General features: G+C 71.9%; 11 protein-coding genes. 6 read left to right on the forward strand and 5 right to left on the reverse strand.

Annotated elements, in window-relative coordinates; all coding sequences use genetic code 11:
* Window positions 1–24: 24 nt before the first annotated feature.
* Window positions 25–1,524 carry a 30S ribosomal protein S1 gene (gene rpsA / locus IE295_RS22675; RefSeq protein WP_190065563.1) on the reverse strand — a complete coding sequence of 500 codons (1,500 nt, stop codon included), beginning with the start codon at window positions 1,522–1,524 and terminating at the stop codon, window positions 25–27.
* Between the two features lie 430 nt (window positions 1,525–1,954).
* Between rpsA and IE295_RS22680 the strand changes: the two genes are divergently transcribed.
* Window positions 1,955–2,758 (forward strand): class I SAM-dependent methyltransferase, encoded by an 804-nt coding sequence (locus IE295_RS22680; RefSeq protein WP_190065564.1) that lies wholly within the window; start codon window positions 1,955–1,957, stop codon window positions 2,756–2,758.
* 61 nt (window positions 2,759–2,819) lie between these two features.
* Complete coding sequence (gene hrpB, locus IE295_RS22685; RefSeq protein WP_190065565.1) at window positions 2,820–5,423, forward strand: ATP-dependent helicase HrpB; 2,604 nt, start codon at window positions 2,820–2,822, stop codon at window positions 5,421–5,423.
* Between the two features lie 30 nt (window positions 5,424–5,453).
* Here hrpB and IE295_RS22690 read toward each other — a convergent pair whose 3' ends face one another.
* The 4 genes from IE295_RS22690 to polA all read right to left on the reverse strand — a co-directional run bounded on the left by IE295_RS22690 (window position 5,454) and on the right by polA (window position 9,659).
* A complete protein-coding gene (locus IE295_RS22690) occupies window positions 5,454–5,645 on the reverse strand; it encodes a hypothetical protein (protein WP_190065566.1) in 192 nt (63 codons plus the stop codon).
* Complete coding sequence (gene pgfA / locus IE295_RS22695; protein WP_190065567.1) at window positions 5,642–6,664, reverse strand: cell envelope lipid trafficking protein PgfA; 1,023 nt, start codon at window positions 6,662–6,664, stop codon at window positions 5,642–5,644. The genes IE295_RS22690 and pgfA overlap by 4 nt, the downstream gene beginning before the upstream one ends.
* Window positions 6,665–6,678: 14 nt before the next feature.
* The gene (locus IE295_RS22700; protein WP_190065568.1) at window positions 6,679–6,813 is read right to left on the reverse strand and encodes an SPW_0924 family protein; all 135 of its coding nucleotides are present in this window, start codon (window positions 6,811–6,813) and stop codon (window positions 6,679–6,681) included.
* 188 nt (window positions 6,814–7,001) lie between these two features.
* The gene (polA, locus tag IE295_RS22705) at window positions 7,002–9,659 is read right to left on the reverse strand and encodes a DNA polymerase I (protein ID WP_190065721.1); all 2,658 of its coding nucleotides are present in this window, start codon (window positions 9,657–9,659) and stop codon (window positions 7,002–7,004) included.
* Window positions 9,660–9,871: 212 nt separating this feature from the next.
* Between polA and IE295_RS22710 the strand changes: the two genes are divergently transcribed.
* The 4 genes from IE295_RS22710 to IE295_RS22725 all read left to right on the forward strand — a co-directional run bounded on the left by IE295_RS22710 (window position 9,872) and on the right by IE295_RS22725 (window position 15,281).
* Complete coding sequence (locus tag IE295_RS22710; RefSeq protein ID WP_190065569.1) at window positions 9,872–12,175, forward strand: FdhF/YdeP family oxidoreductase; 2,304 nt, start codon at window positions 9,872–9,874, stop codon at window positions 12,173–12,175.
* Window positions 12,176–12,282: 107 nt separating this feature from the next.
* Window positions 12,283–12,744, forward strand: a complete 462-nt coding sequence (locus tag IE295_RS22715) for a PaaI family thioesterase (protein ID WP_190065570.1) — start codon at window positions 12,283–12,285, stop codon at window positions 12,742–12,744.
* A gap of 274 nt (window positions 12,745–13,018) precedes the next feature.
* On the forward strand, window positions 13,019–14,251 hold the full coding sequence (locus IE295_RS22720) for a branched-chain amino acid ABC transporter substrate-binding protein (RefSeq protein WP_190065571.1): 1,233 nt from the start codon (window positions 13,019–13,021) through the stop codon (window positions 14,249–14,251).
* A 97-nt stretch (window positions 14,252–14,348) separates the two neighbouring features.
* Window positions 14,349–15,281 carry a branched-chain amino acid ABC transporter permease gene (locus tag IE295_RS22725; protein WP_190065572.1) on the forward strand — a complete coding sequence of 311 codons (933 nt, stop codon included), beginning with the start codon at window positions 14,349–14,351 and terminating at the stop codon, window positions 15,279–15,281.
* The last annotated feature ends 4 nt before the right edge of the window (window positions 15,282–15,285 follow it).

Raw genomic sequence — 15,285 nt, forward strand, 5'->3', positions numbered from 1 at the left:
TGTCAGCTGCTGCCGGTCAGAGCCTCAGCTCTGGCCGCCGGCGAGCTTCTCGCGCAGGGCGGCGAGGGCCTCGTCCGACGCCAGGGCGCCGGAGGTGTCGGCCGACTCCGAGGAGTACGAACCGCCGGAAGCCTGGCCACCGGCCTGCGGGGCGGCCTGGGCGCCCTCGGCCGCAGCCTCGGCGTCCGCCTCGCGGGACTTGATGACCTGCGCCTGGTGCTGCTCGAAGCGCTGCTGCGCCTCGGCGTACTGGCGCTCCCACTCCTCGCGCTGCTTCTCGTAACCCGGCAGCCAGTCGTTGGCCTCGGGGTCGAAGCCCTCGGGGTAGATGTAGTTGCCCTGGTCGTCGTAGGACGCGGCCATGCCGTACAGGGTCGGGTCGAACTCGACCACGGACGGGTCGGCACCGAAGGACTCGTTGGCCTGCTTCAGCGAGAGGCTGATGCGACGACGCTCGAGGTCGATGTCGATGACCTTGACGAAGATCTCGTCGTTGACCTGGACGACCTGCTCCGGGATCTCCACGTGGCGCTCGGCCAGCTCGGAGATGTGGACCAGGCCCTCGATGCCCTCGTCGACGCGCACGAACGCACCGAAGGGAACGAGCTTGGTGACCTTACCCGGGACGACCTGACCGATCTGGTGGGTCCGGGCGAACTGCTGCCACGGGTCTTCCTGGGTGGCCTTGAGCGACAGGGAGACGCGCTCGCGGTCCATGTCCACGTCGAGAACCTCGACGGTGACCTCCTGGCCGACCTCGACAACCTCGGACGGGTGGTCGATGTGCTTCCAGGACAGCTCGGAGACGTGGACGAGACCGTCGACGCCGCCCAGGTCCACGAAGGCACCGAAGTTGACGATGGAGGAGACGACGCCGGAGCGCACCTGACCCTTCTGGAGGGTGGTGAGGAAGGTCTGGCGGACCTCGCTCTGGGTCTGCTCCAGCCAGGCGCGGCGGGACAGGACCACGTTGTTGCGGTTCTTGTCCAGCTCGATGATCTTGGCCTCGAGCTCCTTGCCCACGTAGGGCTGGAGGTCGCGGACGCGACGCATCTCGACCAGGGAGGCCGGCAGGAAGCCACGGAGGCCGATGTCGAGGATGAGACCACCCTTGACGACCTCGATGACGGTACCGGTGACGATGCCGTCCTCTTCCTTGATCTTCTCGATGGTGCCCCAGGCGCGCTCGTACTGGGCGCGCTTCTTCGAGAGGATCAGGCGGCCTTCCTTGTCCTCCTTCTGGAGAACCAGGGCCTCGATCTCGTCGCCGACCTTGACGACCTCGTTCGGGTCGACGTCGTGCTTGATCGAGAGCTCGCGCGAGGGGATGACACCCTCGGTCTTGTAACCGATGTCGAGCAGGACCTCGTCCCGGTCGACCTTCACGATGACGCCGTCGACGATGTCGCCGTCGTTGAAGTACTTGATCGTCTCGTCGATCGCGGCGAGGAAGGCTTCCTCGTTACCGATGTCGTTGACCGCAACCTGCGGGGTGGTGGCGGTGGTCTCGGTGCTGCTCGTCATGTGGGAAAGGGCTCCGGTACGGACATTGAAGTCGTAGGCACTGCTACGCCGAGAGCCCGTATCGCACTGCCGAAGCCGGACAGCCTTGGAGACGCACTCTTCGAAAAGAGCCCTAAGACCCGTAAGAAACCGGGAGCGCCTCGACAACCGAGGGGACATACAACAAGTGCGAGCGCGGCCTGCTCCGTCTGAGGCGCGCAGGCCCGCAGCGCAACTTGTAGCATACGGGGGGAGCCGGACAGGGTCAATGCGCGAAGGCGCACACCCGGGACGAATCGCTCCAATTCCGGCACAACTTAGGTTTTGCGAGGCCACGAGGGCCCCGGCAGAGCCTCGGCAGCGCCCCAGCGTCATGCTCAGGCGAGAACCTGCGGCGAGAACCTGCGAAGATCGAGCACCAAAGATCGATCACCGAGGTGCGACCGCCGAGATGACCCAAGAATACGAGCCCGAGGCCACCCGCCGTGAGACCGGCGAGACGGAGAGCAGCCGGGCCAGCCGCGGCTGGTGGGACCGCAACGCGGACGAGTACCAGCGCGAACACGGCGGCTTCCTCGGCGACGACCGCTTCGTCTGGGGACCCGAGGGCCTGGACGAGGCGGAGGCCGCCCTGCTCGGCCCCGCGAGCGGCCTGAAGGGCCTGCGCGTCCTGGAGATCGGCGCCGGCGCCGCCCAGTGCTCCCGCTGGCTGGCCGCCCGGGGCGCCCGCCCGGTGGCCCTGGACCTCTCCCACCGCCAGCTGCAGCACGCGCTGCGCATCGGCGTCGGCTTCCCGCTGGTGGAGGCCGACGCCGGGGCACTGCCCTTCGCGGACGGCTCCTTCGACATGGCGTGCTCGGCCTACGGAGCGGTGCCGTTCGTCGCCGATCCGGTCCGCGTGATGCGCGAGGTGCACCGGGTGCTGCGGCCCGGCGGCCGCTGGGTCTTCTCCGTCACCCACCCCATCCGCTGGGCCTTCCCGGACGAGCCCGGCCCGGAGGGCCTGTCGGTGGCCGCCTCCTACTTCGACCGCACCCCTTATGTGGAGCAGGACGACGAGGGCCGGGCCGTCTACGTCGAGCACCACCGCACGCTCGGCGACCGGGTGCGCGACGTGGTGGCGGGCGGATTCCGCCTGGTCGACCTGGTCGAGCCCGAGTGGCCGGCCTGGAACCACCAGGAGTGGGGCGGCTGGTCCCCCCTGCGCGGCAACCTCATCCCGGGCACGGCGATCTTCGTCTGCGAGCGGGACTGACGCACCGGGCCGGGCCCGGCCCCGCCGGGGCGGGCCCCGCGCCCTCGGCGAGACTGGGTGCGTGACCCGCACCGACGCCCCCGCGACCCGCACCGACGCCCTGCACCGGCTGCCCGTACGAGCGGCCCTGCCCGACCTCGCCCGGGCCCTCGACGACCACGGCGCGGCCGTCCTGTGCGCCCCGCCCGGCACCGGCAAGACCACCCTGGTGCCGCTGGTCCTGGCCGGACTGGCGGCCGCCGGGCAGGACACCGCTCCTTCCGCCCCGGTGCGCCGCGTCGTGGTCGCGGAGCCGCGCCGGATCGCCGCGCGCGCCGCCGCCCGCCGCATGGCCTGGCTGCTGGGCGAGGAGGTCGGCGGCCGGGTGGGCTTCACCGTCCGCGGCGAGCGGCGTGCCGGACCCGCCACCGTGGTCGAGGTCGTCACCACCGGCGTGCTGCTGCAGCGCCTGCAGCGCGATCCCGAGCTCGCCGGGATCGACACGGTCGTCCTCGACGAGTGCCACGAGCGCCATCTGGACGCCGACACCGCCGCCGCCTTCCTGCTGGACGTGCGCGCGGCCCTGCGCCCGGAGCTGCGGCTGGTCGCGGCGTCCGCCACGACGGACGCCGAGGGCTGGGCCCGCCTGCTGGGCGACGCGCCCGTCGTCGAGGCCCGGGGCGTCTCGCACCCGGTGGAGGTGGTCTGGGCCCCGCCGCGCCGCCCGGTGCGGCCGCCGCACGGGATGCGCGTGGACCCCGCCCTGCTCGAGCACGTCGCCGCCGTCGTCCGCCGGGCGCTGGACGAGCGCGAGGGCGACGTCCTGTGCTTCCTGCCCGGCGTGGGCGAGATCGGGCGTGTCGCGGGTCTGCTGGGCGGGGCGGGGGCGCCGGGCGGCGCGGAGGTGCTGCAGGTGCACGGCAGGGCGCCGGCCGCCGTGCAGGACGCGGTGCTGGCGGGCGGCTCGGGGACGCGGCGGGTGGTGCTGGCGACGTCGGTGGCGGAGTCGAGCCTGACCGTGCCGGGGGTGCGGGTCGTGGTGGACGCGGGTCTGGCGCGGGAGCCGCGGACGGACCACGCCCGGGGCCTGAGCGCGCTGACGACCGTACGGGCGTCCCGCGCCTCGGCCCGGCAGCGGGCCGGCCGCGCCGGGCGCGAGGCGCCGGGGACGGTGTACCGGTGCTGGGCGGAGGCGGACGAGACGCGGCTGCCGGCGTTCCCGGCCGCGGAGATCACGGTCGCGGACCTGACGGCGTTCGCCCTGCAGGCCGCCTGCTGGGGCGACCCGCTCGCGTCCACCCTCGTGCTCCTCGACGCGCCGCCGGCCGGCGCGCTCGGCGCCGCGCGCGCCGTTCTGACGGCCACGGGTGCCGTCGACGCCGAGGGGCGCCCCACCGACCGGGGCCGCCGGATGGCGCGGCTGGGGGTGCACCCGCGTCTGGCGCGCGCCCTTCTGGACGGCGCGCGGGAGGTGGGCGCGCGCCGCGCGGCGGAGATCGTGGCGCTGCTGAGCGAGGAACCGCCCCGCGAGTACGGCGACGACCTGGCGGCCGCCTGGCGCTCCGCCCGCCGCGGCGGTGACGCCTACGGCGCCCGGTGGCGGGCGGAGGCGCGCCGGCTCGAGGGCTCGCTGCGGGCCGTCACCGACGAGGCCGCGGCCCCCCGGACGCGTACGGACGACACGCCGGCGGCCGGAGGGCTCACCGACGACGCGGCGGCGGGCCTGGTCGCGGCCCTGGCCTTCCCCGAGCGGGTGGCGCGGGCGCGCGGCGAGAGTGCGTATCTGATGGTGTCGGGAACGGGCGCCGAGCTGGGCGACGGCTCGCGGCTGCGCAGCGCGCCCTGGCTCGCGGTGGCCGTGGCCGACCGGCCGGTCTCGGCCGCCTCCGCCCGGGTGCGCCTGGGCGCCGTGATCGACGAGGACACGGCGAGGGCGGCAGCCGGGGCGCTGTTCGCCGAGGGCGAGGAGGTGGCGTGGTCGGCCGGGCGGCGCGACGTGGTGGCCCGGCGCGTGGCGCGGCTGGGCGCCGTGGAACTGGCCTCGAGCCCGCTGCCCGCGCCGGATCCCCGGCTCGTACGGGCCGCGCTGCTCGAGGGCCTGCGGGCCGAGGGGGTGGGGCTGCTGCGCTGGGGCGCGGAGGCGGCCGCCCTGCGGCAGCGGCTGGCGTTCCTCCACCGTGAGCTGGGCGAACCCTGGCCGGACGTCTCGGAGGCCGCGCTGCTGGAGCGGGCCGACGAGTGGCTGGGGACGGAGCTGGACCGGGCGCGACGGCGCGCGGACCTCGAGCGGGTGGACGCGGGCGCGGCACTGCGGAGCCTGCTGCCGTGGGCGACCGGGGAGGCGGCGCGCCTGGACGAGCTGGCGCCGGAGCGCCTCGAGGTGCCCAGCGGCTCGCGGATCCGGGTGGACTACGGGGGTGATCAGCCCGTGCTGGCGGTCAAGCTGCAGGAGCTCTTCGGGCTGGAGAACACGCCGCGGGTGGCGGGCGGGCGCGTGCCCGTCCTGGTCCACCTGCTGTCGCCGACCGGGCGGCCCGCCGCCGTCACGGCCGACCTGGCGTCGTTCTGGAAGGACGGATACCGGGCGGTACGGGCCGAGCTGCGCGGCCGATACCCCCGGCATCCGTGGCCCGAGGACCCTTCCACGGCCACGGCGACGCGCCGCACCACCGCGCGCCGCCCTTGAGCAACCGCCGCCCGGCCGTCGCCGGGGCGGTCAGGGGAGGTACCGCTCGACTGCCGCCGCCCCCTCTTCCTCGATGAGGCGCTTGGCCTGCTCCACGCGTTCGGGTGTCACGTCCCGGCCGGAGGCCATGACCAGGTCCTCGGGGTCGAAGGGCCGCTCGCCGCCGGTGTAGAGCCGGCGCGGGCGGGACGTGGTGGACGTGTCCTCGGGACTCTCCTTCACGGCGAGCCTCCTCTGCTCAGCGCCCCCTCGCCGGGGGTCGGCCGTTCGGGTTTCCCTCCATCGTGTGCCACTTCTGTTGCGGGCGCACGCCGATCTCGGGCCTCGAGGACGAGCGCCGCGGCGAGCAGCGCGAGGCCGAGGGCGAGCAGGCCCAGGGGGAGGTGGCGGGTGAGAAGGAGGACGAGCTGCCGCTGGCCCTTGACCGTGGCGACGGTGTGGGCGACGTAGTCGGGGCGGATCTTCACGTGCCCGGCGAAGGCGGTGATGGGCTTCTTCTCCGGGTGGCCGGTCCAGCGCATCTCCTCGCGGTGGATCTCCTCGCCGTTGACGGGGGCGCCGGTGACGGGGTCGACCCAGAACATGCGCCGGGTGGTGTACCAGCGCTCGAGCCCGAGCTGCCGGACGGTGTCGGGGGTGATACCGAGCGGCAGCTGCCTGGGGAGCGGCACCTCGGTCCACGGGATCGTCTGTTCGAAGTAGTAGACGTCCAGGCCGCGGAAGGTGCGGGTGCCCTTGTAGTGGATGGGGGCGGAGGTGCGGGTCATCATGCCGAAGTAGCGGTAGTCGCGCTTCTCGACGAGGAAGGGCCACTTGAACTCGATGCCGTCGCGGCGCACGGGGGTGTCGTCGACGTGTTCGCCGCCCGCGTGGACGGGCTGCTGGCTGTGGGCGTCGAAGACGTAGCGCTCGGGGATGCGGGAGACCATCGCGCCGTCGGGTCCGGCGGCGTGGGTGAGGGTGTCCCAGACGACGACGTCCCGGCCGGTGGCGGCCTTGACGCGGCGGGCCTGTTCGACGTTGCCCTTGACGGTCTGGACCATGGTGACCTTGGGGACCCGACGGGGCTCGAGCGTGGCGTAGTCGATGAGGGTGGCGTCCTTCGCCTCCAGGACGACCGCCTGGTAGTGGCCGGCCGGGACCTTGGCCAGGCGGGGGAAGGCGTACCAGCGCAGCAGGGGTGACAGGGCCGTGCAGAACACGGCGAGGGCCAGCAGGACCAGGCTCGCTCGGCGGCGCACGGCGGTCCCCCCTTTTAAGGGTGCGCGGGCGGGGAGGACAGCAGGGGCTCGGGGGAGGTCTCGCCGCCGGGCGGCCCGAGGGCGGTGACGGCGAGGACGAGGGCGAGGGCGGCGGCCAGTCCGGCGGCCGCGGCGGCCAGTGCGCGCATGCGAAGCCTCCCGGCGGGATTCCCCGGACCTGACGAGGCGTCAGGAATGGGCACGGTAGCAACGCGCGCCGCGGATGAGAACCACGCGCGCGAGAACCCCCACGGCCCCCACGCCCACGGCCGCCCCGGGAACGCGCACGGCCCCTCCTCCCGCGGGGAAAGAGGGGCCGTACATCACAGGGGCGCGATCAGTGCGCCGCGGACTCCCAGTCCGCGCCGACACCCACCGACACGTCCAGCGGCGCCCGCAGCTCGACGGCACCGGCCATCTCCCGGCGGACCAGCTCCTCCACCCGCTCCCGCTCCCCCGGCGCGATCTCGAGCACGATTTCGTCGTGCACCTGCAGCAGCATCCGGGAGCTGAGCCGCTCGCTCTCCAGCGCCACGGCCACCCGCAGCATCGCGATCTTGACGATGTCGGCGGCCGTGCCCTGGATCGGGGCGTTGAGCGCCATCCGCTCGGCCATCTCACGACGCTGGCGGTTGTCGCTGTTGAGGTCCGGCAGATAGCGGCGGCGGCCCAGCATCGTCTCGGTGTAGCCCGTGGCCCGGGCTTCCTCCACGACGCGCTGCAGATAGTCGCGCACCCCGCCGAACCGCTCGAAGAACGTGTCCATCAGACGACGGGCCTCGTCGGGCGCGATGTTCAGCTGCTGCGAGAGGCCGAACGCCGACAGGCCGTAGGCCAGGCCGTACGACATCGCCTTGATCTTGCGGCGCATCTCGGGGTCGACGTCGCTCTTGGCGACGCCGAACACCTGGGAGGCGACGGTGGTGTGCAGGTCCTCCCCCGAGAGGAACGCCTCGATCAGGCCCTCGTCCTCGGACAGGTGGGCCATCACGCGCAGCTCGATCTGGCTGTAGTCGGCCGTCATCAGCGACTCGAAGCCCTCGCCGACCACGAAGCCGCGGCGGATCGCCCGGCCCTCGTCCGTGCGCACCGGGATGTTCTGCAGGTTGGGGTCCGTGGAGGACAGCCGGCCCGTCGCCGCCACCGTCTGGTTGAAGGTGGTGTGAATACGGCCGTCGGGCGCGATCGCCTTGATCAGCCCCTCGACCGTGGAGCGCAGCTTGGACTGCTCACGGTGACGCAGCATGATCACCGGGAGCTCGTTCTCCGTCTGGGCCGCGAGCCAGGCCAGGGCGTCGGCGTCCGTGGTGTACCCGGTCTTGGTCTTCTTCGTCTTCGGCAGGCCCAGCTCCCCGAAGAGCACCTCCTGCAGCTGCTTGGGCGAGCCCAGGTTGAACTCCCGGCCCGCCGCCGCGTGCGCCTCCGCCACCGCCTGCTGCACCGCGGCCGCGAACTGCTGCTCCATCCGCTCCAGCCAGCCCCGGTCCGCGGCGATGCCCGACCGCTCCAGGTCCGACAGCACCGCGCTGGTCGGCAGCTCCACGTCCGTGAGCAGATCCGCCGCGCCCACCTCCTTGACCCGGCCCGCGAACGCGTCCCCCAGGTCCAGGACCGTACGGGCCCGGCCCATCAGGGCGTCCGCCTCGGCCTGCTCGTCGGCGCCGAAGGCCAGCTGCCCGTCACCGGCCGCGGCCGTGGCCAGCTCACGGCCCAGGTACTCCACCGACAACGCGTCCAGGGCGAAGGACCGGCGGCCCGGCTTGACCAGATAGGCGGCCAGCGCGGTGTCCATCACCACGCCCTCGACCACCCAGCCGTGATCGGCGAAGACCCGCATCACGGCCTTCGCGTCATGCATCACCTTCGGCCGCGCCCCGTCCGCGATCCACGCGGCGAACGCCCGCTCGTCGGCCTCGTCCAGCTCCGCCGGGTCGAACCAGGCCGCCGGGCCCTCGCCCGTGGCCAGAGCCACCTCCTCGACCCGGCCCGCACCGCGCGACCAGGTGTCGGTGACGGCCACGCCCAGCGGGCCCGCGCCGTGCTCGGCCAGCCACGGCGCCAGCTCTCCCGTGCCCAGCACGGTCCCGTCCACCTCGGCGCCCGCCTCCACGGCCGGCTCCTCGGCGGACTCCCCGCCCGGGTCGGCGGCCAGCAGACGGTCCCGCAGGCCCTGGTTGCGGATCTCCAGCCGCTCCAGGAACGACACCAGCGCCAGCCGGTCGTACGCCTGGCGCTCCAGGTCGTCCGGGTGCGTGGACAGCTTCACGTCCCGCACCATCTCCGTCAGCCGGCGGTTGAGCTTGACCGCCTCCAGGTGATCCCGCAGATTCTGCCCCGCCTTGCCCTTGACCTCCTCGACGCGCTCCACCAGCTCCGCGAACGAACCGAACTGGTTGATCCACTTCGCGGCCGTCTTCTCGCCCACGCCCGGGATGCCCGGCAGGTTGTCCGACGGGTCGCCGCGCAGCGCCGCGAAGTCCGGATACTGCTGCGGCGACAGGCCGTACTTCTCCACGACCTTCTCCGGCGTGAAACGCGTCAGCTCCGAGACGCCCTTCGTCGGATACAGCACCGTCACCGCATCGGTGATCAGCTGGAACGCGTCCCGGTCGCCGGTGACGATCGAGACCTCGAAGCCCTCCGCCTCCGCCTCCGTGGCCAGCGTGGCGATCACGTCGTCGGCCTCGAAGCCGTCCACGGCGAAGCGCCGCACGCTCATCGCGTCCAGCAGCTCGCCGATCAGCGTCACCTGCCCCTTGAACTCGTCCGGGGTCGCCGAACGCGTCGCCTTGTAGTCCGGGAACTCCTCCGAGCGCCACGTCTTGCGCGAGACGTCGAACGCCACCGCGAAGTGCGTGGGCCGCTCGTCACGCAGCGTATTGGCCAGCATCGACGCGAAGCCGTACACCGCGTTCGTCGTCGTGCCGGACGAGGTCGTGAAGTTCTCCGCGGGCAGCGCGAAGAACGCCCGGTACGCCATGGAGTGCCCGTCCATCAACAGCAGACGGGGGCGGCCTCCCTCCACTGCCTCGGTGCCGGTCGTCTCGTTCGTCTTCGATGCCTTTGCTGCCACGCCCCCGATCCTGCCACGGACCACTGACAATCCCGGCCACACCGCCCTCGCCCCCACGCCCTCCGCACCCCGTGCAAGGATCGGCACCGTACGCGCGCCCGCGCGCACCACCGACCCGCTCAAGGGGGAGCGAGATGGCAGGCACACCGCCCACCGGCGATCCCGTACAGGACGCACCCGACGTCACCGCCCCGCAGCACGCCGCCGCCGGCCTGCCCGCCATCGCCCACACACTGCGCATCGCCCACGAACAGATGGGCGTACGCCGCACCGCGCTCACCCTCCTCAAGGTCAACCAGAAGGACGGCTTCGACTGCCCCGGCTGCGCCTGGCCCGAACCCGACAAGCGCCACGCCGCCGAATTCTGCGAGAACGGCGCCAAGGCCGTCGCCGAGGAAGCCACCCTGCGCCGCGTCACCCCCGCCTTCTTCGCCGACCACCCCGTCGCGAGCCTCGCCGGACGCAGCGGCTACTGGCTCGGCCAGCAGGGCCGCCTCACCCACCCCATGTACCTCGCCGAAGGCGCCGACCACTACGAACCCGTCAGCTGGGAACGCGCCTTCGACATCATCGCCGAAGAGCTCCACGCCCTGACCGGCCCCGACGAAGCCGTCTTCTACACCTCCGGCCGCACCAGCAACGAAGCCGCCTTCCTCTACCAGCTCTTCGCCCGCGAATTCGGCACCAACAACCTGCCCGACTGCTCCAACATGTGCCACGAGTCGTCCGGCTCCGCACTCACCGAGACCATCGGCATCGGCAAGGGCAGCGTCCTCCTCGAGGACCTCTACAAGGCCGACCTGATCATCGTCGCCGGACAGAACCCCGGCACCAACCACCCGCGCATGCTCAGCGCCCTGGAACAGGCCAAGCGCGGCGGCACGAAGATCATCACGGTCAACCCGCTCCCCGAGGCCGGCCTCGAACGGTTCAAGAACCCGCAGAACGCCCGCGGCCTCGCCGGCGGCGGCACCGCCCTCACCGACCTCTTCCTGCAGATCCGCCTCGGCGGCGACCAGGCCCTCTTCCGCCTCCTGAACAAGCTCCTCCTCGAGACCGAAGGCGCCGTCGACACCGCCTTCATCGAGGAGCACACCCACGGCTTCGAGGACTTCGCGGCCGCCGCCCGCACCGCCGACTGGGACGAGACCCTGCGCGCCACCGGCCTGCGCCGCCAGGACATCGAGGCCGCCCTGAGCATGGTCCTCGCCTCGAAGCGCACCGTCGTCTGCTGGGCCATGGGCCTCACCCAGCACAAACACGCCGTCCCCACCATCAAGGAAGTCGTCAACTTCCTGCTCCTGCGCGGCGACATCGGCCGCCCCGGCGCCGGCGTCTGCCCCGTCCGCGGCCACAGCAACGTCCAGGGCGACCGCACCATGGGCATCTTCGAACGCCCCTCCACGGCATTCCTCGACGCCCTCGAGAAGGAATTCGGCTTCACCCCGCCACAGGCCCACGGCCTCGACGTCGTACGCGCCATCCGCGCCCTGCGCGACGGACAGGCCAAGGTCTTCTTCGCCATGGGCGGCAACTTCGTCTCCGCCACCCCCGACACCGACGTCACCGAAGCCGCCGTACGCCGCGCCCGGCTCACCGTCCACGTCTCCACCAAGCTCAACCGCTCCCACGTCATCACCGGAGCACGCGCCCTGATCCTGCCCACCCTCGGCCGCACCGAACGCGACCGGCAGAGCGCCGGCGACCAGTTCGTCACCGTCGAGGACTCCATGGGCATGGTCCACGCCTCCCGCGGCCGCCTCGCCCCCGCGAGCCCCCAGCTGCTGTCCGAGCCCGCCATCGTCTGCCGCCTCGCCCGCCGCGTCCTCGGCACCGCCAGCCGCACGCCCTGGGAGGAGTTCGAGAAGGACTACGCGACGATCCGCGACCGCATCGCCCGCGTCATCCCCGGCTTCGAGGACTTCAACGCCCGCGTCGCCCGCCCCGGCGGCTTCACCCTCCCCCACGGCCCCCGCGACAGCCGCACCTTCCCCACCGCCACCGGCAAGGCCAACTTCACCGCCGCCGACGTCGAGTACCCGCGCGCACCCGAAGGCCGCCTGCTCCTGCAGACCCTCCGCTCCCACGACCAGTACAACACCACCATCTACGGCCTCGACGACCGTTACCGCGGCATCAAGAACGGCCGCCGCGTCGTCCTCCTCCACCCCGACGACGCCGCCGCCCACCACCTCGCCGACGGCGACTACGCCGACCTCGTCAGCGAATGGACCGACGGCAGCGAACGCCGCGCCCCCGGCTTCCGCGTCGTCCACTACCCCACCGCACGCGGCTGCGCCGCCGCCTACTACCCCGAGACCAACGTCCTGATTCCCCTGGACCACACCGCGGACACCAGCAACACCCCGGCCAGCAAGTCCGTCGTCATCCGCCTGGAGCCGGCCGGGCGCGCCGAGGAGGACCCGTCGGGCCGGTAGGGCAAAAAGGAGCGCCGGACAAGCAGTTGTCGGTGGTTGACGAAAGTATCGTTCAGCTGAAAAGACGTTCACACGACAACCACCGACGACGATCGGAGCGACGACGCATGGGCGAGCACAGCAGGACCACCTTCCCGCCGGAGATCCTCGAGCAGTGGGCCGGCAGCGGCCTCGACCTGAACGCCCTGTTCTCCGCCGGACACCTCGGCGAGCGCATGGGCGTCCGCGTCGTCGAGGCCTCCCCCGACCGCGTCGTCGGCACCATGCCGGTCGAGGGCAACACCCAGCCCTACGGACTCCTGCACGGCGGCGCCTCCGCCGTCCTCGCCGAGACCCTCGGCTCGGTCGGCGCCATGCTCCACGGCGGGCCCGGCCGCTTCGCCGTCGGCGTGGACCTCAACTGCACCCACCACCGCGGCGTCCGCTCCGGCCTGGTCACCGGCGTGGCCACCCCCGTCCACCGCGGACGCACCACCGCCACCTACGAGATCGTCGTCACCGACGAGCAGGACAAGCGCGTCTGCTCCGCCCGCCTGACCTGCCTCCTGCGTGACAACGACGCGAGCTGACCCGCACCACCGCCCGCCCCTCCCAGGACCGGCCCCGCCGGCGCCGGCCGCGGCCCACCGCGACCGGCGCCCGAAGCGGAACGTGATCTGCGTCATAACAAGACAGTCACATCATGGTCAGCACCTCTGCCCCACCCCGGCGCCCACCCCTTAGAGTCACGGCCCATCACGACCCCGCCGGGCGAATCACCCAGCCAGCACAGCACCTTTCCTCGCGCCCGGCGAGCGAACCGGCACCTCGGCAGAGGCCGCCGCGCCAGGGAAAGGACTCACCGTGCGCCACCGTTCCCTCCTCGTCCTCACCACCGCACTCACCACCACCGCCCTCGCCCTGTCCGCCTGCGGATCACGCGACGACAAGGGAGGCGGCGACAGCGGTGGCAAGCAGACCACCGTGGCGATCGGCATCGACGCCCCGCTGACCGGCTCGCTCTCCCCCTTCGGCCAGGGCATCAAGAACTCCGTCGACCTCGCCGTCAAGACCGCCAACAAGAACAACGAGGTCAAAGGCGTCACCTTCAAGACCGTCGCCCTCGACGACCAGGCCGTCCCCGGCACCGGACAGCAGAACGCCGCCAAGCTCGTCGCCGACAAGAGCGTCGTCGGCATGGTCGGCCCCATGAACTCCGGCGTCGCCCAGTCCATGCAGGGCGTCTTCGCCAAGGCCGACCTCACCCAGATATCCCCCGCCAACACCAACCCCGCCCTCACCCAGGGCGACAACTGGGCCAAGGGCGAGAAGAAACGCCCCTTCGCCACCTACTTCCGCACCGCCACCACCGACATCATCCAAGGCCGCTTCGCCGCCCAGTACTTCTACAAGGACGCCAAGAAGAAAAAGGTCTTCGTCGTCGACGACAAACAGACCTACGGCGCCGGACTCGCCGCCATCTTCATCCAGGAATTCAAACGCCTCGGCGGCGAGATAGCCGGCACCGACCACCTCACCGTCAAAGAGACCGACTTCACCGCCATCGCCAACAAAATCAAGAACTCCGGAGCCGACTCCGTCTACTTCGGCGGCCAGTTCCCCGAAGGCGGACTCCTCTCCGACCAGGTCAAGAAAGCCGGCGCCCGCATCCCCCTCATGGGCGGCGACGGCATCTACAACCCCGGCTTCGTCACCGCCTCCGGCGAGAACAACGACGGCGACCTCGGCACCTCCGTCGGCTACCCCGTCGAAGAACTCGACTCCGCCAAGGCCTTCGTCACCAACTACAACGCCGGCGGCTACAAAGACCCCTACGCCACCTACGGCGGATACTCCTACGACGCCGCCTGGGCCATCATCCAGGCCGTCAAGAAGACCGTCGCGGACAACAACGGCAAGCTCCCGGCCGACCCCCGCGCCAAAATCCTCGACGCCGTGGGCAAGGTCTCCTTCGACGGCGTCACCGGAAAGGTCTCCTTCGACCAGTACGGCGACACCACCAACAAACAGCTCACCGTCTACCAGGTGACCAACGGCGCATGGAAGTCCGTCAAGAGCGCCACCTTCCAGGACTGACCGCAGCCACCCCGAGCACCCACCCGCACCCGCGCGAGCCGGCACGCCACACCCGCTCGCGCGGGCACCCCACCACACCCCAACGGGGAGGAACGCGGTGCACGAACTGCCGCAAACACTGCTCAGCGGCCTCGCCCTCGGTGCCCTCTACGGCCTCATCGCCATCGGGTACACCATGGTCTACGGCATCGTCCAGCTCATCAACTTCGCCCACGGCGAGATCGTCATGATCGGAGGCTTCGGAGCCCTCACCGTCCGCCTCTGGCTCCCCGACTCCGTCCCCCTCGCCGCCGCCCTCCCCCTCATGCTCCTCGGCGGCGCCATCGCCTCCGTCGCCGTCGCCACCGCCGCCGAACGCTTCGCCTACCGCCCGCTGCGCGACGCCCCCCGCCTCGCCCCCCTCATCACCGCCATCGGCCTGTCCATCGCCCTCCAGCAGATCATCTGGGCCTTCTACCCCGACGCCAAGAAATCCCGCGGCTTCCCCCAGTTCCAGGGCGACGCCTTCGAACTCACCGGCAGCATCCACCTCCAGCGCGACGACCTCTTCGTCCTGGCCGCCGCACCCCTGTGCATGCTCGCCCTCGGCCTGTTCGTCGCCAAGAGCCGCACCGGCCGCGCCATGCAGGCCACCGCCCAGGACCCCGACACCGCACGCCTCATGGGCATCAACACCGACCGCATCATCGTCATCGCCTTCGCCATCGGCGGCGCCTTCGCCGCCGTCGCCGCCGTCGCCCAGGGCCTGCGCGCCGGACAGATCAACTTCGAGATGGGCTTCATCCTCGGACTGAAGGCCTTCACCGCCGCCGTCCTCGGCGGCATCGGCAACATCTACGGCGCCATGCTCGGCGGAGTCGTCCTCGGCATCGCCGAAGCCGCCTCCACCACCTACATCCAGCACATCCCCGGAATGCAGCAACTCGGCGGCGGAGGCTGGAAGGACGTCTGGGCCTTCGTCCTCCTCATCGTCGTCCTCCTCGTCAGGCCACAGGGCCTGCTCGGCGAACGCGTAGCGGATCGGGCGTGAGACC

The organism is Streptomyces griseocarneus, from assembly GCF_014655595.1.
GTDB lineage: Bacteria > Actinomycetota > Actinomycetes > Streptomycetales > Streptomycetaceae > Streptomyces > Streptomyces griseocarneus.